35 protein-coding genes are annotated in these 19,678 nt (G+C 47.4%); 33 read left to right on the top strand and 2 right to left on the bottom strand.

What is annotated here, in order from left to right:
* Positions 1–87: 87 nt before the first annotated feature.
* The 33 genes from OP489_RS10165 to rplQ all read left to right on the top strand — a co-directional run bounded on the left by OP489_RS10165 (position 88) and on the right by rplQ (position 16,303).
* Positions 88–381: a hypothetical protein gene (locus OP489_RS10165; RefSeq protein ID WP_266161867.1), complete on the top strand. Its 294-nt coding sequence runs from the start codon at positions 88–90 to the stop codon at positions 379–381.
* Positions 382–756: 375 nt separating this feature from the next.
* Positions 757–1,068, top strand: coding sequence for a 30S ribosomal protein S10 (gene rpsJ / locus OP489_RS10160; protein WP_180342164.1), 312 nt, complete (start codon positions 757–759; stop codon positions 1,066–1,068).
* A gap of 93 nt (positions 1,069–1,161) precedes the next feature.
* Positions 1,162–1,800: a 50S ribosomal protein L3 gene (gene rplC, locus OP489_RS10155; protein WP_266161866.1), complete on the top strand. Its 639-nt coding sequence runs from the start codon at positions 1,162–1,164 to the stop codon at positions 1,798–1,800.
* Positions 1,801–1,817: 17 nt separating this feature from the next.
* Positions 1,818–2,441: a 50S ribosomal protein L4 gene (gene rplD / locus OP489_RS10150; protein WP_266161865.1), complete on the top strand. Its 624-nt coding sequence runs from the start codon at positions 1,818–1,820 to the stop codon at positions 2,439–2,441.
* Positions 2,441–2,731, top strand: a complete 291-nt coding sequence (gene rplW, locus OP489_RS10145; protein ID WP_180342167.1) for a 50S ribosomal protein L23 — start codon at positions 2,441–2,443, stop codon at positions 2,729–2,731. The genes rplD and rplW overlap by 1 nt, the downstream gene beginning before the upstream one ends.
* A 100-nt stretch (positions 2,732–2,831) precedes the next feature.
* A complete protein-coding gene (rplB, locus tag OP489_RS10140; RefSeq protein ID WP_266161863.1) occupies positions 2,832–3,665 on the top strand; it encodes a 50S ribosomal protein L2 in 834 nt (277 codons plus the stop codon).
* A 24-nt stretch (positions 3,666–3,689) separates the two neighbouring features.
* A complete protein-coding gene (gene rpsS / locus OP489_RS10135) occupies positions 3,690–3,974 on the top strand; it encodes a 30S ribosomal protein S19 (RefSeq protein WP_266161862.1) in 285 nt (94 codons plus the stop codon).
* 21 nt (positions 3,975–3,995) lie between these two features.
* A complete protein-coding gene (gene rplV / locus OP489_RS10130; protein WP_180342170.1) occupies positions 3,996–4,331 on the top strand; it encodes a 50S ribosomal protein L22 in 336 nt (111 codons plus the stop codon).
* 18 nt (positions 4,332–4,349) lie between these two features.
* The gene (gene rpsC / locus OP489_RS10125; protein WP_266161861.1) at positions 4,350–5,027 is read left to right on the top strand and encodes a 30S ribosomal protein S3; all 678 of its coding nucleotides are present in this window, start codon (positions 4,350–4,352) and stop codon (positions 5,025–5,027) included.
* Positions 5,027–5,449, top strand: a complete 423-nt coding sequence (gene rplP, locus OP489_RS10120) for a 50S ribosomal protein L16 (protein ID WP_180342172.1) — start codon at positions 5,027–5,029, stop codon at positions 5,447–5,449. Before rpsC ends, rplP begins: the two co-directional genes overlap by 1 nt.
* The gene (gene rpmC / locus OP489_RS10115; RefSeq protein WP_266161860.1) at positions 5,449–5,655 is read left to right on the top strand and encodes a 50S ribosomal protein L29; all 207 of its coding nucleotides are present in this window, start codon (positions 5,449–5,451) and stop codon (positions 5,653–5,655) included. The genes rplP and rpmC overlap by 1 nt, the downstream gene beginning before the upstream one ends.
* A 17-nt stretch (positions 5,656–5,672) precedes the next feature.
* Positions 5,673–5,930: a 30S ribosomal protein S17 gene (gene rpsQ, locus OP489_RS10110; RefSeq protein ID WP_180342174.1), complete on the top strand. Its 258-nt coding sequence runs from the start codon at positions 5,673–5,675 to the stop codon at positions 5,928–5,930.
* 27 nt (positions 5,931–5,957) lie between these two features.
* Positions 5,958–6,326 (top strand): 50S ribosomal protein L14, encoded by a 369-nt coding sequence (gene rplN, locus OP489_RS10105; RefSeq protein ID WP_180342175.1) that lies wholly within the window; start codon positions 5,958–5,960, stop codon positions 6,324–6,326.
* Positions 6,327–6,338: 12 nt separating this feature from the next.
* Complete coding sequence (gene rplX, locus OP489_RS10100; protein ID WP_180342176.1) at positions 6,339–6,683, top strand: 50S ribosomal protein L24; 345 nt, start codon at positions 6,339–6,341, stop codon at positions 6,681–6,683.
* 18 nt (positions 6,684–6,701) lie between these two features.
* Positions 6,702–7,241, top strand: a complete 540-nt coding sequence (rplE, locus tag OP489_RS10095; protein ID WP_180342177.1) for a 50S ribosomal protein L5 — start codon at positions 6,702–6,704, stop codon at positions 7,239–7,241.
* A 12-nt stretch (positions 7,242–7,253) separates the two neighbouring features.
* Positions 7,254–7,439, top strand: a complete 186-nt coding sequence (locus OP489_RS10090; protein ID WP_180342178.1) for a type Z 30S ribosomal protein S14 — start codon at positions 7,254–7,256, stop codon at positions 7,437–7,439.
* 18 nt (positions 7,440–7,457) lie between these two features.
* Entirely contained in the window at positions 7,458–7,856 is a 399-nt protein-coding gene (rpsH, locus tag OP489_RS10085) for a 30S ribosomal protein S8 (RefSeq protein WP_266161858.1), read from the top strand.
* A 17-nt stretch (positions 7,857–7,873) separates the two neighbouring features.
* Entirely contained in the window at positions 7,874–8,422 is a 549-nt protein-coding gene (gene rplF, locus OP489_RS10080; protein ID WP_180342180.1) for a 50S ribosomal protein L6, read from the top strand.
* A 17-nt stretch (positions 8,423–8,439) separates the two neighbouring features.
* Entirely contained in the window at positions 8,440–8,799 is a 360-nt protein-coding gene (gene rplR / locus OP489_RS10075; RefSeq protein WP_266161857.1) for a 50S ribosomal protein L18, read from the top strand.
* A 16-nt stretch (positions 8,800–8,815) separates the two neighbouring features.
* The gene (gene rpsE / locus OP489_RS10070) at positions 8,816–9,319 is read left to right on the top strand and encodes a 30S ribosomal protein S5 (RefSeq protein WP_180340112.1); all 504 of its coding nucleotides are present in this window, start codon (positions 8,816–8,818) and stop codon (positions 9,317–9,319) included.
* Between the two features lie 15 nt (positions 9,320–9,334).
* Positions 9,335–9,514: a 50S ribosomal protein L30 gene (gene rpmD, locus OP489_RS10065; RefSeq protein ID WP_266161856.1), complete on the top strand. Its 180-nt coding sequence runs from the start codon at positions 9,335–9,337 to the stop codon at positions 9,512–9,514.
* A gap of 21 nt (positions 9,515–9,535) precedes the next feature.
* A complete protein-coding gene (gene rplO / locus OP489_RS10060) occupies positions 9,536–9,979 on the top strand; it encodes a 50S ribosomal protein L15 (protein WP_266161855.1) in 444 nt (147 codons plus the stop codon).
* Positions 9,980–11,314 (top strand): preprotein translocase subunit SecY, encoded by a 1,335-nt coding sequence (gene secY, locus OP489_RS10055; protein ID WP_266161854.1) that lies wholly within the window; start codon positions 9,980–9,982, stop codon positions 11,312–11,314.
* 18 nt (positions 11,315–11,332) lie between these two features.
* Complete coding sequence (locus OP489_RS10050; protein ID WP_180340116.1) at positions 11,333–11,965, top strand: adenylate kinase; 633 nt, start codon at positions 11,333–11,335, stop codon at positions 11,963–11,965.
* A gap of 3 nt (positions 11,966–11,968) precedes the next feature.
* A complete protein-coding gene (gene map / locus OP489_RS10045) occupies positions 11,969–12,724 on the top strand; it encodes a type I methionyl aminopeptidase (protein WP_266161853.1) in 756 nt (251 codons plus the stop codon).
* 11 nt (positions 12,725–12,735) lie between these two features.
* Positions 12,736–12,999, top strand: a complete 264-nt coding sequence (locus OP489_RS10040) for a KOW domain-containing RNA-binding protein (RefSeq protein WP_266161852.1) — start codon at positions 12,736–12,738, stop codon at positions 12,997–12,999.
* Between the two features lie 5 nt (positions 13,000–13,004).
* Entirely contained in the window at positions 13,005–13,223 is a 219-nt protein-coding gene (gene infA / locus OP489_RS10035) for a translation initiation factor IF-1 (protein ID WP_180340118.1), read from the top strand.
* Positions 13,224–13,274: 51 nt separating this feature from the next.
* A complete protein-coding gene (gene rpmJ, locus OP489_RS10030) occupies positions 13,275–13,388 on the top strand; it encodes a 50S ribosomal protein L36 (protein ID WP_004824776.1) in 114 nt (37 codons plus the stop codon).
* A 56-nt stretch (positions 13,389–13,444) separates the two neighbouring features.
* Complete coding sequence (gene rpsM, locus OP489_RS10025; RefSeq protein ID WP_266161849.1) at positions 13,445–13,813, top strand: 30S ribosomal protein S13; 369 nt, start codon at positions 13,445–13,447, stop codon at positions 13,811–13,813.
* A 15-nt stretch (positions 13,814–13,828) separates the two neighbouring features.
* Entirely contained in the window at positions 13,829–14,239 is a 411-nt protein-coding gene (gene rpsK / locus OP489_RS10020) for a 30S ribosomal protein S11 (protein WP_266161848.1), read from the top strand.
* Positions 14,240–14,272: 33 nt separating this feature from the next.
* Positions 14,273–14,899 carry a 30S ribosomal protein S4 gene (rpsD, locus tag OP489_RS10015; RefSeq protein ID WP_266161847.1) on the top strand — a complete coding sequence of 209 codons (627 nt, stop codon included), beginning with the start codon at positions 14,273–14,275 and terminating at the stop codon, positions 14,897–14,899.
* A gap of 68 nt (positions 14,900–14,967) precedes the next feature.
* Entirely contained in the window at positions 14,968–15,921 is a 954-nt protein-coding gene (locus OP489_RS10010) for a DNA-directed RNA polymerase subunit alpha (RefSeq protein ID WP_266161846.1), read from the top strand.
* A gap of 40 nt (positions 15,922–15,961) precedes the next feature.
* Positions 15,962–16,303 (top strand): 50S ribosomal protein L17, encoded by a 342-nt coding sequence (gene rplQ / locus OP489_RS10005; protein WP_180340123.1) that lies wholly within the window; start codon positions 15,962–15,964, stop codon positions 16,301–16,303.
* A gap of 812 nt (positions 16,304–17,115) precedes the next feature.
* Here rplQ and OP489_RS10000 read toward each other — a convergent pair.
* On the bottom strand, positions 17,116–18,444 hold the full coding sequence (locus OP489_RS10000; protein WP_266161845.1) for an SLC13 family permease: 1,329 nt from the start codon (positions 18,442–18,444) through the stop codon (positions 17,116–17,118).
* Between the two features lie 307 nt (positions 18,445–18,751).
* A complete protein-coding gene (locus OP489_RS09995; RefSeq protein ID WP_266161844.1) occupies positions 18,752–19,645 on the bottom strand; it encodes a 3-hydroxyacyl-CoA dehydrogenase family protein in 894 nt (297 codons plus the stop codon).
* Positions 19,646–19,678: the final 33 nt, after the last annotated feature.

The following is a 19,678-nucleotide window of genomic DNA, read 5'->3' as shown; positions in this document are numbered from 1 at the left end:
TTGTTTTCTAAAAAATTGGGTATTCTAGGAAAAGAATGATCTTCGTCTGATTTTTTCTATATTAAAAGGAAAGGACGGAAGAATTTTATGAAAGCGAAAACATGGAGAAAGATTTCTTTTTTTGCAGGTGCTGCTGCCGTCGGGACGGCATTTGCCAGAAAATCGGGATGTAATCAAATTGCAGGCACTAAGGCAAAAGGGATTACAATGATTCTGCATGACCGAAAGGGAAATCCGAAAGGTGCGGCAGCGATCGGCGCAATAGGGCCAATTTCGGTTGGAAGATTAGCAGCAACCGTTTGCGGCTGGACTGCAGCAACAGCTGCCTCCAAGGCAAAGTCTGCAAAATATCGGGAGAAGCAGTGCCAAAAGAAGAGCTAGCATAATGAACAAAAAGAGACTTTAAATTTTTCTGTTTATTACAAAAGAAATTCTTGCATTCCTAATCTGTTTATGGTATTATAATCAAGCACGACTGCGACAGATATGCGTTGAAGCGGGAGGTTGCGGCTTATATTAAGCCGGTTTTTCCGTGGAGTATGTCCGATTTTAAACCGGGCGAGAAAAGATTGTGTGCAGCGAAAGAGTACTTGTGCGACTTTTTCCTGTTCAGGATATTTTTGCCAAGACCCGGGTCGCCCCAAAAGGGAGATCCGGTTTTTCAATGGGCCGAGATGAAACACCCGGAACATTGTAGGAAAAATTCCGCCAAAAAGGCCTTTCTAGTCCGCCAACTACAATAAGGAGGCGATTTTAGTGGCAGTCAAAGAAAAAATCCGGATCAGAATTAAAGGGTACGATCATCAGCTGGTCGATCAGTCTTGTGAAAAGATCGTTCAGACCGCAAAACGTACAGGCGCCCGCGTAAGCGGTCCTGTCCCGCTGCCGACCGAAAAGCAGATCATCACGATTCTGCGTGCTGTTCATAAGTATAAGGACAGCCGCGAACAGTTTGAAATGCGTACCCACAAGAGACTGATCGACATCCTCAGACCTTCCAACAAGACTGTTGAAGCTATGATGGGTCTGGAACTCCCCGCCGGTGTTGAGATCGAAATTAAACTGTAACAGGATTCTGTTATAAGTAATTTTTCAACCGACCAGCGTCGAGGTCATGTTGGCAGAAACGCCAACCAATAACCATAGGAGGTAATCCGAACAATGAAAAAAGGTATCATTGGCAAGAAAATCGGCATGACGCAGATTTTCGACGAAAAGGGAAATGTAATTCCCGTTACGGTCATTGAAGCAGGCCCTTGCGTGGTTGCTCAGAAAAAGACCGTAGAGAACGACGGCTACCAGAGTGTTCAGCTCGGCTATGGCGAAATGAAGGCACAGCGCCTCACAAAGCCTATGAAGGGCCACTTCGAAAAAGCAGACGTCGCTCCGAAAAAAGTCCTTCGCGAGTTTCGCATGGACGATGCTGATGCTTTGAAAGTCGGCGATCTTGTAAAGGCAGACGTTTTCGCTGCCGGAGATAAGGTCGACGTACAGGGCACCAGCAAAGGCAAGGGCTGGGCCGGCGGCATCAAGCGCTGGAACCTGCACCGCCTGAAGGAATCCCATGGCACCGGCCCGGTAGCACGTCACGCCGGTTCCAATGGCTGCTGCTCCGATCCGTCCCGTGTATTCCCAGGCAAGCATATGTCTGGCCATATGGGCGCTGAGACGACCACTGTACAGAATCTGACGGTCGCCAAAGTCGATGCAGAAAACAATCTGATCGCTATCAAGGGCGCCGTTCCGGGCCCGAATGGCGGTATCGTTGTCATTCATGACAGCGTTAAAGTGAAAGCGTAAGGAAAGGAGGAACCGAAATGCCTACAGTAGCAGTACTTGATATGACCGGCAAGGAAGTAGAGAAAATCGACCTTTCCGACGCCATTTTCGGCATTGAGCCGAATGTCAGCGTAATGCATGACATTGTAAAGAATTATCTGGCCAATCAGCGCCAGGGCACACAGTCTGCGCTGACCCGCAGCGAGGTTTCCGGCGGTGGCAGAAAGCCCTGGAAACAAAAAGGCACGGGCCACGCCCGTCAGGGTTCCACCCGGGCGCCTCAGTGGACGCACGGCGGCATTGTTTTTGCACCAAAGCCGCGCGACTACAGTTACACCCTCAACAAGAAGGTGAAACGTCTGGCACTTAAATCCGCGTTCTCCAGCAAGGTAAAGGATGACGAGATGATCGTTCTGTCCGCAATTACTCTGGATGATTTCAAGACCAAGGCCATCGCTGAGATGCTCAAGGCTTTGGGAGCGGATAAAAAGGCTCTGATCGTTCTCCCCGAAAAGGACGAAAAGGTAATTGCTTCTGCGAATAACCTTCCGGGAGTAAAAACCGCAATGGTAAATACCCTGAATGTTTACGATATCCTCAATGCGGACAAATTTATTGTCCTGAAGGATGCCGTAGCACAGATCGAGGAGGTGTACGCATAATGACCGCACACGAAATTATTATCCGCCCTATCATCACTGAAAAAGCAATGCAGGGAATCGGAAATAAGGTCTACACCTTCCAGGTGGCAGACAAGGCCACTAAAATCGATGTCAAGCGCGCTGTGGAAGAAGCCTTTGGCGTAAAGGTCAGCAAGGTCAACACTCTGCACGTGCGTGGCCACCTGCGTCGCCAGGGCCGCACCGAAGGATATACCGCCTCTTGGAAGAAAGCAGTCGTCACTTTGACCCAAGACAGCAAGACGATCGAATTCTTCGAGGGCATGATGTAAGGAGAGCTTCCTTACAAGAAAATACCGTTAAGGAAACTTTCCGGCAACGTATGGGGAGTGACAAACCCCGCAAAGCCATCATGAGGAGTGTGAAACCGAAATGTCTATTAAAAGTTATAAACCTACTACGGCTTCACGACGCAATATGAGCGTCACGGACTATTCCGGGCTTACCAAAAAGGCTCCTGAAAAGAGTCTGCTGGATTCCCAGAGCCATCAGTCCGGCCGTAATAGTTACGGAAGAATTACCGTTCGCCATCGCGGCGGCGGCAACCGTCAGAAGTACCGTATCATTGATTTTAAACGCCAGAAGGTAGATATGCCAGCAACCGTACAGGCTCTGGAGTATGATCCAAACCGCTCTGCTTTTATTGCTTTGATTCAGTATGAAGACGGTGAAAAAAGTTATATCATTGCACCAAACGGCCTAAAGGTCGGCGATAAAGTTGTCGCAGGTGCAAGTTCCGATATTAAGCCCGGCAACGCATTGCCGCTCGCTAATATCCCATCCGGTACCTTTGTCCACAACGTTGAGCTTTATCCCGGTAAGGGCGCACAGATGGCCCGTTCAGCCGGTATCATGGCACAGCTGATGGCGAAGGAAAACGGCATGGCGCTTTTGCGTCTGCCTTCCGGAGAACTCAGAAATGTCCCCGATGCCTGCATGGCGACCATTGGCCAGGTCAGCAATATTGACCATGAAAACGTCAAGATCGGCAAAGCAGGACGCACACGTCATATGGGCTGGCGCCCGACCGTCCGTGGTTCTGTTATGAACCCGAATGATCATCCGCACGGCGGCGGCGAAGGTAAAGCGCCTGTTGGCCATCCTGGCCCAATGACCCCTTGGGGCAAACCTGCTCTTGGTCTTAAGACCCGCAAACCTCACAACCGCTCCGATAAATTTATCGTGAAGCGCAGAAACGGCAAATAAGGCAAACAGAAAGGAGCTATTCATATGGGCAGAAGCTTAAAAAAGGGTCCTTATGTTCAGCCTGTGCTGTTGAAAAGGATTCAGGAGATGAACGAGAAGGGCGAAAAGAAGATTGTTAAGACCTGGAGCCGTTCTTCTCAGATTTTCCCCGACTTTGTCGGTCATACAATCGCCGTCCATGACGGCCGCAAACACGTGCCGGTATATATCACTGAAGATATGGTAGGACATCGCCTTGGCGAGTTCGCACCTACTCGCACCTTCAAGGGTCATTCCGGCTCAAAAACCACCACAGTGCCGGGTAAATAACGGCCGAAAGGAGTGTATCACATGGAAGCAAGGGCTTATCTTAATTACGCCCGTATCTCTCCCCGCAAAATGTCCATTGTGCTGGATTTAATCCGCAATAAGCCAGTGGATCTTGCAATGGCTATCCTTCAGAATACCCCCAAGGCCGCTTCCGAGTATCTTGTAAAACTCTTGAAGTCGGCCATGGCGAATGCTGAAAATAACCATAATATGGACGTCTCCAGACTTTACGTGGCAGAGTGCTACGCATGTCCTGGCCCGATCCTCAAGCGCATTCGTCCGCGGGCACAGGGTCGTGCATATCGGGTTCTCAAAAGATCCTCGCACGTAACCATGGTGCTTAAGGAAAAAGAATAAGGCAGAGGAGGTATAGAAATGGGTCAGAAAGTGAATCCACATGGTCTCCGTGTGGGTGTTATCAAAGATTGGGACTCTCGCTGGTACGCCAGAGACGATGTTTTTGGCGATACGCTGGTTGAAGATTACAAGCTGCGCCGCAAGCTGAAGAAACAGCTTTATGCTGCCGGTGTCCCGAAGATTGAAATTGAACGTGACGCTTCCAAGGTTCGCATTCATATTCACTGCGCAAAGCCGGGCATGGTTATCGGCAAAGCGGGATCAGAGATTGAGAAACTCCGCCAGCAGTGTGAAAAAGATCTTGGAAAGCCTGTGTCGATCAATATCATCGAGGTTAAGAACCCCGACTTGGACGCACAGCTCGTCGCTGAAAACATTGCACAGCAGCTGGAAAAGAGAATTTCCTTCCGCCGCGCAATGAAGCAGTGCATCGGCCGCGCAATGAAGATGGGAGCAAAAGGAATCAAAACCATGTGCTCCGGTCGTTTGGGCGGTGCAGAAATTGCTCGTAAAGAGCAGTATCATGATGGCACAATTCCGCTGCAGACTCTGCGCGCGGATATTGATTATGGTTTTGCCGAGGCTGCCACAACTTATGGCCGTATCGGTGTAAAAGTTTGGATTTACCGGGGCGAGGTTCTGCATGATAACCGCAGCGCCGCCCGTCCGCCCCGCCGGGAAGGAGGCAGTAAATAATGCTGTTGCCTAAGCGCGTTAAATATCGCCGTGTACACCGTGGCCGTATGACCGGCAAGGCGTATCGCGGCAATAAGGTCACTTATGGTGATTACGGTCTTCAGGCTTTGGAGCCCGCATGGATCACCTCCAACCAGATCGAAGCAGCTCGTGTCGCAATGACTCGTTACTGCAAACGTTTCGGTCAGGTTTGGATTAAAATTTTCCCTGATAAACCAATTACCCAGAAACCAGCAGAAACTCGAATGGGTTCCGGCAAAGGTTCTCCGGAATATTGGGTAGCTGTAGTAAAGCCGGGCCGCGTTATGTTCGAAATCGGCGGTGTTTCTGAAGATACAGCAAAAGAGGCTATGCGCCTTGCTGCCAGTAAGCTGCCAATTAAGACAAAGATCGTTAAGAAGGAAGAGGAGGTTGAGCAATAATGAAGGCATCCGAAGTGCGTGAAATGACAAACGAAGAGCTTCAGAGTAAGCTCAAGGACCTTAAGGAAGAACTCTTTAACCTCCGCTTTCAACTTGCGATTAACCAACTCGACAACCCGATGCGTATCTCCGCTGTCAAAAAGGACATTGCCCGCGTAAAGACTGTTTTGCGCGCCAATGAGCTGAAAGACAACGCGAACGTCTGACGGAAGGAGGTACCATCGTGAGCGAAAGAAATTATCGTAAAGTAGAGGTTGGTAAGGTTGTCAGCGACAAGATGGACAAGACCATCGTTGTAGCAGTCCAAGACAGCGTAAAACATCCCCTGTATGGCAAGATCATTAAACGTACCGTTAAATTGAAGGCACATGACGAGAACAATGAATGCAACGTCGGTGACCGCGTGCGTGTTATGGAGACCCGTCCCTTGAGTAAAGATAAGAGATGGCGTCTTGTTGAGATTATTGAAAAAGCGAAGTAATTCGCCCAAGCAAAGGAGGAACGCACTGTGATTCAGCAGCAGACTTACCTCAACGTTGCCGACAACACCGGCGCGAAGCAGATTATGTGCATCCGCGTTCTGGGCGGTACGGGCAGAAGGTATGCAAATATCGGTGACGTCATCGTAGCTTCTGTAAAAAGAGCTGCACCAGGCGGAACTGTAAAAAAAGGCGAAGTCGTTAAGGCAGTTGTGGTTCGCACGGCTTCCGGAGTTCGCCGTGATGACGGCAGCTACATCCGTTTTGATGAAAACGCTGCAGTCTTGATCAAAGACGATAAAAACCCCAGGGGCACTCGTATCTTTGGGCCAGTCGCAAGAGAACTGCGCGACAAGGACTATATGAAGATTTTGAGTCTTGCTCCCGAAGTACTATAAGGAGGTGTCACAATGGAAAATAAAATGCATGTAAAGACCGGTGACACCGTTGCAATTCTCAGCGGTCGCGATGCCGGCAAGCAGGGCAAGGTCATGGCAGTTAGCCCCAAAGAGGGCAAGGTCATTGTTGAGAAACTCAACATGGTCACCAAGCACGTGAAACCCCGCCGTGCTGGAGAAGAGGGCGGCATTGTTAAAGCCGAGGGCGCTATTTATGCAAGCAAAGTTCAGATTGTGTGCCCCCACTGCAAAAAGCTGACCCGCGTAGGCCATAAGGTCCATGACGAGCAGAAGCCAAACGGTGGCGTCAAGCACGTCTCTGAGCGCGTCTGCAAAAAATGCGGCGAAACGCTGTAAGGGAGGTTTCACACAATCATGGCTAGACTCAAAGAGACTTATAAAGCCGAAGTCGCACCAGCTCTGATGAAGAAATTCGGTTATAAGAGCGTGATGCAGATTCCGAAACTGAATAAAATTGTCATTAATGTTGGTGCAGGTGAGGCCAAGGAAAATTCCAAGGCAATTGATTCCATCACCACAGATATCTCCGCAATTACCGGTCAGAAGCCTCAGGTTCGCAAGGCTAAAAAGAGCGTTGCAAACTTTAAGCTCCGTGCCGGAATGCCGATTGGCGTACGCGTAACACTGCGCGGCGACCGTATGTATGAGTTTATGGATCGTCTTTTTAATGTGGCGTTGCCCCGCGTACGTGATTTTCGCGGGATTAACCCCAATTCTTTTGACGGCCGCGGCAATTACAATATGGGCGTTAAAGAACAGCTGATCTTCCCGGAGATCGAGTATGACAAGATCGATAAAGTACGCGGCATGGACATTACCTTTGTCACTACCGCAAAGAACGACGAGGAAGCCCGCCAACTCTTAGAGTTGATGGGCGCCCCGTTTGAGAGATAAGGAGGGATTCTTGTGGCCAAAACATCCATGAAAGTCAAGCAGCGCCGTCCGGCGAAGTATTCTTCCCGGGAATATAACCGCTGTAAGATCTGCGGGCGGCCGCACGCCTACCTTCGCAAGTTCGGAATTTGCCGTATTTGCTTCCGTGAACTCGCTTATAAAGGCGAGATCCCGGGCGTGAAAAAGGCGAGCTGGTAAAGCAAAGGAGGAAACGGTATGCAGATTACAGATACAATCGCTGACCTGCTCACCCGGATTCGTAACGCAAGCTCTGCAAAGCATGATACTGTTGAGATTCCTGCTTCTAATATGAAGAAGGCAATCTGCCATATCCTCGAGGACGAGGGCTATATCAAGAGCTACAGCGTCGCAGAAGACGGAAAACAGGGCATGATCAAAGTGATCCTGAAATATGGCGAAGGCAAGCGGCCTGTTATCATGGGCCTCAAGCGTGTGAGCAAACCCGGCCTGCGCATCTATTCCAATGCAGAAGAACTGCCTAAGGTTATGAAAGGCCTTGGTGTTGCCATCATCTCTACCAGCAAGGGCGTTATGACTGACCGTCAGGCCCGCAAAGAGAATGTCGGCGGCGAAGTTCTTGCATTTATCTGGTAAAGAAGGGTGGTAAAGAAATGTCGCGAATTGGAAGAAAACCCATAAATATTCCCACTGGCGTTGATGTAAAAGTTGACGGCAGTGTTGTTACGGTAAAAGGGCCTAAGGGCACGCTGACGCATAGCTTCCACCCGAATATGGCTATTTCCGTAGAGGGGAACGAGCTGATCGTTACCCGTCCAAACGACGAAAAAGAGAACAAAGCTCTGCATGGTCTTACCCGTACCCTGCTCCACAATATGGTAGTTGGTGTAACGGAAGGCTTTAAAAAGGAACTCGAAGTCAACGGTGTTGGCTATCGTGTACAAAAGCAGGGCAAGAATCTGGTAATGAACCTCGGATACAGCCATCAGGTGATTGTTCCGGAGGTTGATGGAATTACCATCGAAGTTCCCTCTGCAAACAAAATTACGATCCTTGGCGCTGATAAGCAGCAAGTTGGCCAGTTTGCCGCCGAAGTTCGTGAAAAACGTCTGCCTGAGCCTTATAAGGGCAAGGGTATCCGCTATGTCGGTGAGCATGTCCGCCATAAGGAAGGCAAGGCCGGCAAGGGCGCTAAGAAGTAAATAAGGAGTGAATACCAATGGTGAATAAGGCTGATAGAAATGCCGCAAGACTGCACCGCCATGTCCGCGTGCGCAGCAAAATTTCCGGCACAGCAGAGTGCCCCCGCCTGAACGTGTTCCGCTCTGCCAATAACATCTACGCCCAGATTATCGACGACGTAAAAGGTGTAACATTGTGTGCTGCATCTTCGCTGGATAAGGAATTTGAAAGCAAAGGCAGCAACAAAGAGGCTGCACGCAAAGTCGGTGAACTGATCGCTAAGCGTGCTGCAGAGAAGAACATCACTGAGGTCAAGTTCGACCGCGGCGGATACCTGTTCCACGGCCGTGTCAAAGAACTGGCCGACGGCGCCCGCGAGGGCGGCCTCAAGTTCTAAGAAGGAGGAAAGACGATTGGCTAGATTCGACTCAAGAAAAAAAGACGACGAGTTTAAAGAGCATGTAGTTGCCATCAACCGTGTTTCCAAAACTGTAAAAGGCGGCCGTATTTTTAAGTTTGCTGCACTCGTAGTAGTGGGCGACGGGAAAGGCACTGTCGGTTTTGGAATCGGTAAGTCCGGCGAAGTTCCGGATGCAATCCGCAAGGGCATTGAGGACGCTAAGAAAAACCTGAAAAAGATTTCTCTGCGTGGTTCTACAATTCCGCACGAGATTATTGGAGAATTCGGTGCAGGCCGCGTTTTGATGAAACCGGCTGCCCCTGGTACCGGCGTAATTGCCGGCGGTCCGGTCCGTTCTGTGATCGAGGCTGTTGGAATTCGTGATATTCGTACCAAGGCACTGCGCTCTAATAATCCCTGCAACGTAGTCCGTGCAACATTGGATGGTCTGTGCAAACTGCGCACCGCCGAAGAAGTGGCTGCGGTTCGTGGCCGTTCCGTGAAAGAGATTCTTTAAGGGAGGGCGTTTTAGATGGCTAACTTAAATATTAGACTGGTCAAGAGCCTGATTGGTTCTCAGAAAGACCAGATCGCTACCGCCCAGTCCCTAGGCCTTCGCAAAATCGGCGACAGCACTGTGCAGCCCGATAATGTGCAGACCAAAGGCAAGGTGGCCAAAATTATCCACCTCATCGAGGTAAAGAACGCTTAACTAAAAGGAGGTGCGAGTATTATGAAATTGCATGATCTGACAGCAGTACCGGGCTCTACAAAAAATCCGAAGAGGATCGGTCGTGGTCATGGTTCCGGTTGGGGTAAAACTTCTGGCAAAGGTCAAAAAGGTCAGAAAGCCCGTGCTGGATTCAGCCAGAGAGCCGGCTTTGAAGGCGGACAAATGCCTTTGCAGCGCCGGATCCCAAAGCGTGGATTCAACAATATTTTTGCAAAAGAAATTGTCACCGTCAATGTTGGTACTTTGGACAAAAAGTTTGAAGATAACGCTGTGATTGATGCACAGGCATTGATTAAGGCAGGCATCATTAAGACGGCTGCTGATGGTGTGAAAGTTCTTGCAAACGGAAATGTGACAAAGAAGCTGAATGTATCGGTGAATGGCTATTCCAAGTCCGCAAAAGAAAAAATCGAAGCGGCAGGTGGGAAGGCTGAGGTGATCTAATTGTTTAAAACAATTAAGAACGCCTGGAAAATTCCTGAACTTCGCAAAAAGATGCTTTTTACAGTGCTGGTGATTATCGTTTTCCGCTTAGGCGCCGTTATTCCGGTACCTTTTCTGGATGCAGCACAGTTAAAAGCTGTTATGGATTCTGTTGCCGGAACCGGCAGCGGAACAGCACTTGGATATTTGGATATGTTGTCCGGCGGTGCTTTTTCACAAGCAACCCTGTTTGCGATGAGTGTTACACCGTATATTAACAGCCAGATTATTATCCAACTGTTGACGATTGCAATTCCTGCTCTTGAACGTATGGCAAAAGAGGGGGAAGAAGGCCGTAAACGCCTAGAAACCATTGTCCGTTATTTGGCAGTGATTCTTGGTCTGATTCAGGGCCTTGCATATTATATGTTCCTTCGCAATAGTGGCAACGGTGGTTCTATTGTAAAATACACGCAAGGCGGCACCGGAATTTTTGTCGGTTTCGTTATCGTGCTTTGCTTTACCGCCGGTACGGCACTGATGATGTGGATGGGCGAGCAGATTAACCAGTTTGGCGTTGGCAATGGTATTTCTATTTTACTGTTTGCCGGCATCGTAGCTCGTCTGCCCCATACGATCAACACCCTGGGTCAGTATTTGAGTATCGCATCGGAAGACCCCACAAATTCCGGTAAGTATTTCTTTACCGTTCCGCTCTTTGTGGTACTCTTCCTTGGCGTTATCTGGCTGATCTCTTTTATGAACGAATCAGAGCGCCGCATTCCGATCCAGTACGCAAAACGTGTGGTTGGACGGAAACAATACGGTGGTCAAAGCAGCCATTTGCCGATTAAAGTTGGCTTGGGCGGCGTTATGCCAATCATTTTTGCCAGCGTGATTCTTTCCATTCCCAGCACAATTCAGCTGTTTATGGGAAGTAATGCAACCGGTTTTTGGGCGAGCTTTGTCAGTGCATTCCGTAGTACGGGATTGCTCTACTGCGTTTTGTATTTCCTTTTGATTATGCTGTTTGGCTTTTTCTATACAGCGATGCAGTACAATCCAATCGAGATGGCAAACAATCTCCGTCAGAATAACGGCACAATTCCGGGAATTCGTCCCGGCAAGCCGACATCTGATTATATTTCCCGGATTCTGTCAAAAATTACCATGATCGGGTCTCTTTATCTGTCTATTATCGCACTGCTGCCAATTATTTTTGGTAATGTTGCGGGAATGCAGAATCTTTCTATGGGCGGCACTTCCATTATCATTATGGTCGGTGTTGCACTGGAGACTGTCAAACAGCTTGAGAGCCAGATGATGATGCGTCATTATAAAGGCTTTTTGGATTGATAGAGGAGGCGCATTAAAATGAAGTTGATTTTTTTAGGAGCTCCGGGCGCGGGAAAGGGCACACAGGCTGAAGCCGTTTGTGCGCATTTAAATATTCCCGCAATTTCTACAGGCAATATGATCCGCGAAGCGCTGAAAAGCGGTACTGAGATGGGCTTAAAAGCGAAATCCTATATGGATTCCGGTGCCCTTGTACCAGATGAAGTCGTAATCGGCATTGTAAAAGATCGGATTGCACAGCCAGACTGTGCGAACGGTTTTGTGCTGGATGGCTTTCCACGTACAATCCCTCAGGCCGAGGCTCTGGACAATATGGGCGTCAAGATTGATCGTGTGATCGCTCTTGAAGTCTCTGACGATAAAATCGTCAAGCGTATGTCCGGACGCCGTGTCTGCGAAAGCTGCGGCGCCAGCTACCACTTGCTCTATAATCCTCCCAAAGTGGAAGAAAAATGTGACAAGTGCGGCGGCACCCTTGTTCAGCGTAAGGATGACCTGCCTGAAACAGTTAAAGCACGTCTGAAGGTATATCATGAGCAGACCGAGCCTTTAAAAGGTTACTATAAGCGTCAGGGAAAGCTCTATACCGTAGATGGTCAGGAAGATGTGGCTGATACCACAAAACTGACTTTACAGGCGATCGAGGCGTAATGAATGATTATATTAAAAACAAACCGTGAACTTCAATTTATGAAAAGAGCTGGCCGTGTAGCGGCCAACGCCTTGAAGATTGCTGGAGAGGTAGTCGAGCCGGGTGTTTCTACCTGGGAGATTGACCGCGCAGCCCAAAAGTATATTGAGAGTGAAGGCGCAGAGCCAACATTTCTCGGATACGGCGGATTTCCAGCAACCTGCTGTATTTCAGTAAATCAGGTAGTTATCCATGGCATACCGAGCAAAAAGCAGATCATCCGGGAAGGCGACATCGTCTCCATTGATGTTGGCGCTACCCTGGAAGGCTATGTGGGCGATAACGCATGGACTTTTCCTTGTGGAAAAGTCAGTGAGGAAGCCCAGCGTCTAATGGACACAACCCGCGAAAGCCTTTTTGAAGGTATTAAGGCAGCTCAGCCGAATCATCGGCTGGGTGATGTGGGCAGTGCAGTACAGCGGTATGCTGAAGCTCGCGGTTACTCGGTGGTACGCGATTTCGTCGGCCACGGAGTAGGCGCGAAGATGCATGAAGATCCCAGTGTCCCAAATTACGGTACGCCAGGAAGAGGCGTACGCTTGCTGCCGGGCATGACCATTGCGATTGAGCCCATGATAACAGAGGGTACTTACAAGGTAAAGACTCTCGACGATGGATGGACTACCGTGACGGCGGATGGGAAACTGGCAGCTCACTTTGAGAATTCAATCGCGATCACTCCAGACGGCCCGGTAATTTTGACCGTGGCCGATCGCTGAGGAGGCCGTGAATGGAGCTCAAGCGAGGTATGGTGGTTCGGTCTGCCGCAGGACATGATCGGGACACATTCTGTACGATTCTTTCCATAGATGGCTCCTTCGCTTTTTTGTGCGATGGAAAACGCCGTCCGTTGGAAAAACCTAAAAAGAAAAAAAGGATCCACTTTTTTCCAACCAGCACGATCCTCCCAGAGGAAGCGCTGAAGACGAATCGTTCCATCCGGACGGCATTAAGAAAATTTCAAAGTGCCGGCTCATCGAAAGAGGAGGCTTAACTCTCATGTCAAAACAGGACGTAATTGAAACCGAAGGCGTTGTGGTGGAAGCCCTACCGAACGCGATGTTCAAGGTGGAACTACAGAACCACCACATTATTCTGGCCCATATTTCCGGAAAATTACGAATGAATTTTATTCGTATTCTGCCCGGGGATAAGGTGACTCTCGAACTGTCTCCTTATGATCTTACACAGGGCCGGATCACATGGCGTACAAAATAAAAGTGACGCCAAGGAAACCGATATACTTTCGCATAAAGGGAGGTTACCCAGATGAAAGTAAGACCTTCAGTCAAAAAAATGTGTGAAAAATGCAAAATCATCAAACGTAAAGGTAAAGTAATGGTGATTTGCGAAAATCCGAAGCATAAACAGCGTCAGGGCTAAGAGACTAGAAATCGGTCTCAGATGACGCTTCTATCAAATATGGAGGTGCAACCAGTATGGCTCGTATAGCAGGTATCGACTTGCCTAGAGATAAGCGTGTGGAAATCGCCCTGACTTACATTTTTGGAATCGGCCGCAAAACCGCTTCTGATATTTGCAAGGCGACCGGTGTGAACCCCGATTTGCGTGTCCGCGATCTGACGGAAGACGACGCAGCCAAGCTTAGAGAATACATTGATCATAACTGCCGCGTGGAAGGCGATCTTCGCCGCGACGTTGCGTTTGACATCAAACGCTTGATCGAAATTGGTTCCTACCGTGGCCAGCGTCACTGCAAAGGTTTGCCGGTGCGCGGTCAGCGTTCCAAGACCAATGCAAGAACACGCAAAGGTCCCCGCAAGACCATGGCGAACAAGAAAAAGTAAGGAGGGATTTTAACGATGGCAGCAAATAAAGCAACAGCAAAAAAAGTTGCAGCGACTCGCAGACGCCGTGAGCGCAAAAATATTGATCACGGTTGTGTTCATATTCAGTCCACGTTCAACAATACAATTGTGACGATTACCGATCCGCAGGGCAATGCGGTTTCTTGGGCCAGCTCCGGAGAACTGGGTTTCCGCGGCTCCAGAAAATCCACTCCTTTTGCAGCACAGACCGCAGCAGAGACTGCCGCAAAAGCAGCAATGGAACATGGAATGAAGGCAGTAGAGGTTTTTGTTAAAGGACCGGGCTCTGGTCGTGAGGCTGCAATCCGTGCGCTTCAGAACGCCGGACTTGAGGTCACTATGATCAAAGACGTGACCCCCATTCCGCATAATGGATGCCGTCCGCCGAAAAGAAGACGCGTCTAGTAACAAAACCAATACAGGAGGTGCAATCATACCATGGCTAGATATACCGATTCCGTGTGCAAGCTTTGCCGCAGAGAGGGCCAAAAGCTTTTTCTGAAAGGCCAGCGCTGCTATACGGATAAATGTGCAATCAATCGCCGTAACTACGCTCCTGGCCAGCATGGTCAGGGCCGCCATAAGACCAGTGAATATGGCATGCAGCTGCGTGCAAAGCAGGCAACCCGTCGTTATTATGGCGTTTTAGAGAGCCAGTTCCACAATTATTATGAGATGGCTACTAAGATGCAGGGTAAAGCCGGTGAAAACATGCTTTCTCTGTTGGAGACTCGCCTTGATAACGTGATCTATCGTCTTGGCTGGGCTAATTCCCGTGCAGAAGCCCGTCAGCTGGTCGTTCATGGTCATTTTCAGGTGAATGGTCACCGTGTAGATATTCCGTCTTATCTGGTAAAACCTGGCGATGCAATTTCCATTCAGGAGAAGAGCCGTCAGAGTGAAAAGATCAAGGCAAACCTGGAAGATAATGCTTCTCGTCCGGCACCAAAGTGGTTGGAGAAAAACAATGAGAATTTCTCCGGAAAGATCATCGCAAAACCGACAAGAGAAGAAATCGACCTTCCTGTTGATGAAACTCTTATCGTCGAGTTCTACTCCAAATAATCCGTTTCCTCTGGAAGGATGTATTACGATAGCAGAGTTTTCCCGCTAGAGTCTTAAGGAGGTTGCTAATGATCGAGATTGAAAAGCCCAAAATTCAAACGGAAGAGCTAAAAGAAGACGGCACCTATGGCAGATTTGTTGTAGAGCCGTTAGAGCGCGGCTTCGGTACCACCTTGGGCAATAGCCTTCGGCGAGTGCTTTTGTCTTCACTGCCGGGTGTGGCATGTACGTCAATTAAAATTGATGGAGTTGTTCATGAGTTTTCCACAATTCCGGGCATTAAAGAAGACGTTACAGAAATCGTGCTGAATATCAAGAATTTGACTGCGAAGCTGCATTGCGATGGATCCAAAACTGTTGAGATTTCTGCAGAAGGTCCCTGCGAAGTAACTGCCGATTCTATTAAATGTGACAGTGAAGTAGAGATTTTGAATCCGGAACTGCATATTGCTACTCTGGGAGAAGGCGCTAAACTTCAGATGGAGTTGACGCTGGATCATGGCCGCGGCTATGTGCCTGCAGAGCGGAATAAGCAGAATATGACGAATATTGCAATCGGCGAATTGCCGGTAGATTCTATTTATACCCCTGTTTCTAAGGTGAACTTTAACGTAGAGCCCACCCGTGTGGGGCAGAGCATCGATTTCGATAAACTGACCCTTGAAGTGTGGACCAACGGCGTTATCGGCGCTCAGGAAGCAATTTCTCTGGCCGCAAAAGTCCTGACGGAACACCTGAATTTATTTGTAAATCTGTCCGACAGTGGCAGCAATACAGAGATCATGGTGGAAAAGGACGATAAGGGCAAAGAGAAGATTCTGGAGATGACGATCGAGGAATTGGATTTGTCCGTCCGTTCCTTTAATTGCCTGAAGCGTGCGGGCATCAACACCGTCGGCGACCTGATCAATAAGTCCGAAGAGGACATGATGAAGGTGCGCAACCTCGGACGTAAATCTCTGGAAGAAGTCGTCTGGAAGATGGCTTCTCTAGGTTTCAATCTGCGTAAGGACGACGAATAAGGGTCCTTATCCCTAGACAGTGTCAAAGGAGTGATAATCGATGCCAGGAACCAGAAAGCTCGGAAGAGCTACTGATAGCAGAACAGCTATGCTGCGCGCAATGGTGACCTTTCTGTTAGAAAATGGAAAGATCGAGACGACAGTCTCCCGTGCCAAAGACGTTCGCGCCATGGCAGAAAAAATGATCACGGTCGCCAAGGAAGATAATCTTCATAATCGGCGTCTCGTATTAGGTTTCGTGACCAAGGAGGATGTCGTGAATAAATTGTTCACCGAGATCGCTCCAAAGTATGCGGAGCGTAACGGCGGATATTGCCGGATCACAAAACTCGGACCTCGCCGCGGCGATGCCGCAGAGATGGCCATTATCGAGCTGCTCTGAGCGTTTTGCTTTTATAAACATGAAATCCCTTCGGAAAAATTTCCGAAGGGATTTTTTTAATATTGAAAAGTTTTGTGGAATTTTTATGACACCAATAACGCAGAAAATATGGTATTGGTCAAGGCTTAAAAAAGCTTAAAAAGACAAAAACAACTCAAAAAATAGAACAACGAGTTTTTGAGTAGAAGTTCACAGTGTCATGAATTTTAAAGGCATAGTAAGATCGTTTTGGGTAAATCAGTATTGCAAGACAAATAGCACTTTTTTGAATCCCATAAGAATACATAGGAGAGGGGCTACACCATGCTTTTACTCGCTGGTTGTTTGTGATAATCATGATTAAGGCACTTTGAATTACAAGCTCATGGGAATGATCTAATAGAGGGATAAGGGGTGATTGCTTTATCCTGTTTTGTTTATTAGAAAGCCTTTAGATGTTAAAGTGATCCCTTTGAAACAAAATAAAGAAATGAAGTCTGCAGAATCAAATTTTGATGCCGCAGACTTCATTTCTTATAAGAGGTAAAAAAGGACATAGCAAATGCCATTCTTGCACTTCATTGTGCAAAAATGGCATTTGCTTTAGGGAGAGAAATAAAAACAAAACACTGACCATTCTAAAAAGTAAAATCAAATTTTTACACGTTCAGTTGTACCCTTTTGTGGTAGGAGGAGAACAAAGCTAAAGAAGTGTAAGGTGCTAAAGTGAGGACTTTTAGATTTTCTAATCGGTCAGTAAGACATAATCAAAGAGTTTTTATAGACACAAATTTCGAAAAATATTTTTTCTATTTTCAGAATCAGGAGAAAGATTAGAATAAAATCAGAGGACAAAGAACGGCAACCATAGCAACCATGATAATGAAGAGCGGTCCGCCAATCTTTACATAATCGCTGAACTTGTAGCCTGCCGGCAGGATCTGCATGTTCACAGCAGTACCGATAGGAGTGCAGATTGCAAGGTTCGTGGTGATGCCGATTGCAATAACGAACGGGAGTGGACTAATTCCAAGGCTTAGAGCCAAAGAAATATAAATAGGAGTCAGCATTGCGGCAACACCGCCGTTCTGCATAAAGTTTGTAAGGACACTGGAGAGAACGACTAGAACTACCATAAGGATTGTGACAGAAGCAGATGCTCCACCAAACAGACCAAGAATTGCATCTGCAATAACTTTGCCGCCGCCGGAAACATCAAGGCCAGTACCTAAAGCGGTAATTGCGCCAACCATAATTAGAATGTTCCAATCCATGCTGGCAAGTGTTTTTTTAACAGAAATTGTTCTTGTGACAAACAAAATCATAGAGCCAATCATAGCAATATCTGCAATATCCAAATATTTATTGAAAGGCTTAAATCCGCTCAGAATAAAGGCAATAACACAAAACGCCATGACAACAAGAGACATGGTTCCCTTCCATTTTGGAATCTTGTTAAACTCGCTCATATCGAGACTAGCAGAAGCTTCTGCAAAGGAATTGCCTTTGTCAAAATCTGGGCTTTCTGGTTTGAGAACTTTTTTCAAAATTGGATAGCCAATAGTAGCCCAGAAAAGGACTTGAACGATACAGACTGACCACATGACACGGGTCATATCAAAGACGCCCATTCCAGCTTCATAGCCAGCAGTTCCCATCAAGATAGAGTTTGCAGTTACCTGAGAAACAGAACCAGTCAGAGTGGAACCGCCGCCGACGATGCAGGCGATACCGGCAGGCATAATCACCATCTTGGAACGGATTTTTCCGTTGGAGCCGGCAGCGACAGCTGCAATAATCGGCATCCACATGGCAATACAGCCGGAGTTGCTCATAAATGCGGACATAATCGTGCAAATGATAACAATCAAAACGATAAACCATTTTTCATTCTGAGCAATTTTCAACTTGCCGATTTTGGCGCCCAGACGTTGTGCAATGCCGGTTTGAAATAGTGCGTCGCCGACAATCATCATGCCGGCAACCATGACAATAGAGCTGCCGCCGAATCCGGAATAAATTTGAGACAGTTTCATCTCAGGGAGCGCAATGCCCATTGCCAATGCACAAAGGCAGGCAGTTACACTCATAGGTAATTTGTCGATCATAAAAATGATCATTGTAATGACAGTGATAATGATTGCAATAGTACTTGATGCCATTTACATTCACCTCTCATAAAATGGGGAATTAATTTTTATTGTTGCATTTTTAATAAAAGCACTTTTGGAGTTGATAAGAGATTCATTAATTGCAATTTGATTCTGAAAATTGAATTCTAAGCTTTTAATGTGTCTACAGCGAAAATGTTTCATATGTAAGAAAAGATGGTCCGAATTTCTTTGCACTTATCATATGAGAATCATTTTGAGCATCTTGGGAATGGCAGTTTATCAAGTGAATATTCTAAAAATCATTTTATCTTAGCGTAAATAAGGAACTATTATAATTCCTTTTTGCAAAATAAAATTATTTTTTTGATTGGTTTGTGTAATCATACCAGCCTTTTCCGGTTTTTCTTCCAAACTCACCTTTTTTGAACTTTTCAACGACAAGCGGGCTGGGCTTATCGTATTCGTCTCCGCTCTCGGCGTAGCGATCGCGGCGGACATAATAGTTGACATCAATGCCGGTCAAATCCATCAGTTTAAAGGGCCCCATCGGGTAGTTGAGTCCTTTTTCGCAGGCAGTGTCAATGTCTTCAACAGAAGCAATTCCTTTTTCTAAAAGAGAGCAGGCTTCATGGGTAACAGCTGCGTTGATACGGTTTGCAACAAATCCAGGAATTTCTTTGTTAATGATAATCGGAGATTTTCCGGTGCTTGCTGCGAAGGCCTTTGCAGTTTGAATGGTATTTTCAGAAGTATGTGGTCCGCGAACAATTTCTACCAGCTTCATGACCAAAGCGGGATTGAAATAATGAACATTTAAAAGACGTTCCGGATTGGTGGTAACATCGGCAAATTTGGAACTAACCATGTTGGAACTGTTGGTACCGATAATAGTGTCGGGTTTGCAGAGCTTGCTGATTCTCTGGAAAAGTTCGCGCTTAATCTTCAAATCTTCGATGATGGCTTCAATGATGAAATCTGCTTTTGCTGCAGAAGCATTCACATCATTGGAGAAGGAAAGATTTTCGCTGATTTGATCACACTCTTCCTGAGTGATACGACATTTTGCAACGCGGCCTTTCAGATATTCTGCGGCCCATTTTTGTGCTTTTTCTACAGCACTTGGGAAGGAATCACAGATAATAATCTTATAATTTTTTGCACGTCCATTGAGAGCAGTATTCATAGCAATCTGCTGCCCCATGGCGCCTGCACCAATTACAACCACTGTTTTTATCTGATCAATAGTCATATGGATACACCTCACTATTTTTTAATATATTCT

The organism is Caproicibacterium sp. BJN0003 (assembly GCF_026314295.1).
Taxonomy (GTDB): domain Bacteria; phylum Bacillota; class Clostridia; order Oscillospirales; family Acutalibacteraceae; genus Caproicibacterium.
This window is presented reverse-complemented; position numbering and strand designations above follow the sequence as displayed.

Coding starts and splice junctions, on each gene's coding strand:
- rplX (WP_180342176.1), top strand. CDS start 6,339: ATGGAAAATAAAATGCATGTAAAGACCGGTGACACCGTTGCAATTCTC.
- rpsC (WP_266161861.1), top strand. CDS start 4,350: ATGGGTCAGAAAGTGAATCCACATGGTCTCCGTGTGGGTGTTATCAAA.
- rpmD (WP_266161856.1), top strand. CDS start 9,335: ATGGCTAACTTAAATATTAGACTGGTCAAGAGCCTGATTGGTTCTCAG.
- rpsD (WP_266161847.1), top strand. CDS start 14,273: ATGGCTAGATATACCGATTCCGTGTGCAAGCTTTGCCGCAGAGAGGGC.
- rplB (WP_266161863.1), top strand. CDS start 2,832: ATGTCTATTAAAAGTTATAAACCTACTACGGCTTCACGACGCAATATG.
- OP489_RS10050 (WP_180340116.1), top strand. CDS start 11,333: ATGAAGTTGATTTTTTTAGGAGCTCCGGGCGCGGGAAAGGGCACACAG.
- rplW (WP_180342167.1), top strand. CDS start 2,441: ATGACCGCACACGAAATTATTATCCGCCCTATCATCACTGAAAAAGCA.
- infA (WP_180340118.1), top strand. CDS start 13,005: ATGTCAAAACAGGACGTAATTGAAACCGAAGGCGTTGTGGTGGAAGCC.
- rplP (WP_180342172.1), top strand. CDS start 5,027: ATGCTGTTGCCTAAGCGCGTTAAATATCGCCGTGTACACCGTGGCCGT.
- OP489_RS10040 (WP_266161852.1), top strand. CDS start 12,736: ATGGAGCTCAAGCGAGGTATGGTGGTTCGGTCTGCCGCAGGACATGAT.
- rplO (WP_266161855.1), top strand. CDS start 9,536: ATGAAATTGCATGATCTGACAGCAGTACCGGGCTCTACAAAAAATCCG.
- rplE (WP_180342177.1), top strand. CDS start 6,702: ATGGCTAGACTCAAAGAGACTTATAAAGCCGAAGTCGCACCAGCTCTG.
- rplR (WP_266161857.1), top strand. CDS start 8,440: ATGGTGAATAAGGCTGATAGAAATGCCGCAAGACTGCACCGCCATGTC.
- rpsH (WP_266161858.1), top strand. CDS start 7,458: ATGCAGATTACAGATACAATCGCTGACCTGCTCACCCGGATTCGTAAC.
- OP489_RS10165 (WP_266161867.1), top strand. CDS start 88: ATGAAAGCGAAAACATGGAGAAAGATTTCTTTTTTTGCAGGTGCTGCT.
- OP489_RS09995 (WP_266161844.1), bottom strand. CDS start 19,645: ATGACTATTGATCAGATAAAAACAGTGGTTGTAATTGGTGCAGGCGCC.
- rplQ (WP_180340123.1), top strand. CDS start 15,962: ATGCCAGGAACCAGAAAGCTCGGAAGAGCTACTGATAGCAGAACAGCT.
- OP489_RS10010 (WP_266161846.1), top strand. CDS start 14,968: ATGATCGAGATTGAAAAGCCCAAAATTCAAACGGAAGAGCTAAAAGAA.
- rpsM (WP_266161849.1), top strand. CDS start 13,445: ATGGCTCGTATAGCAGGTATCGACTTGCCTAGAGATAAGCGTGTGGAA.
- rpsK (WP_266161848.1), top strand. CDS start 13,829: ATGGCAGCAAATAAAGCAACAGCAAAAAAAGTTGCAGCGACTCGCAGA.
- rpmC (WP_266161860.1), top strand. CDS start 5,449: ATGAAGGCATCCGAAGTGCGTGAAATGACAAACGAAGAGCTTCAGAGT.
- rpsS (WP_266161862.1), top strand. CDS start 3,690: ATGGGCAGAAGCTTAAAAAAGGGTCCTTATGTTCAGCCTGTGCTGTTG.
- rpmJ (WP_004824776.1), top strand. CDS start 13,275: ATGAAAGTAAGACCTTCAGTCAAAAAAATGTGTGAAAAATGCAAAATC.
- rplD (WP_266161865.1), top strand. CDS start 1,818: ATGCCTACAGTAGCAGTACTTGATATGACCGGCAAGGAAGTAGAGAAA.
- OP489_RS10000 (WP_266161845.1), bottom strand. CDS start 18,444: ATGGCATCAAGTACTATTGCAATCATTATCACTGTCATTACAATGATC.
- rplC (WP_266161866.1), top strand. CDS start 1,162: ATGAAAAAAGGTATCATTGGCAAGAAAATCGGCATGACGCAGATTTTC.
- rplV (WP_180342170.1), top strand. CDS start 3,996: ATGGAAGCAAGGGCTTATCTTAATTACGCCCGTATCTCTCCCCGCAAA.
- rplF (WP_180342180.1), top strand. CDS start 7,874: ATGTCGCGAATTGGAAGAAAACCCATAAATATTCCCACTGGCGTTGAT.
- map (WP_266161853.1), top strand. CDS start 11,969: ATGATTATATTAAAAACAAACCGTGAACTTCAATTTATGAAAAGAGCT.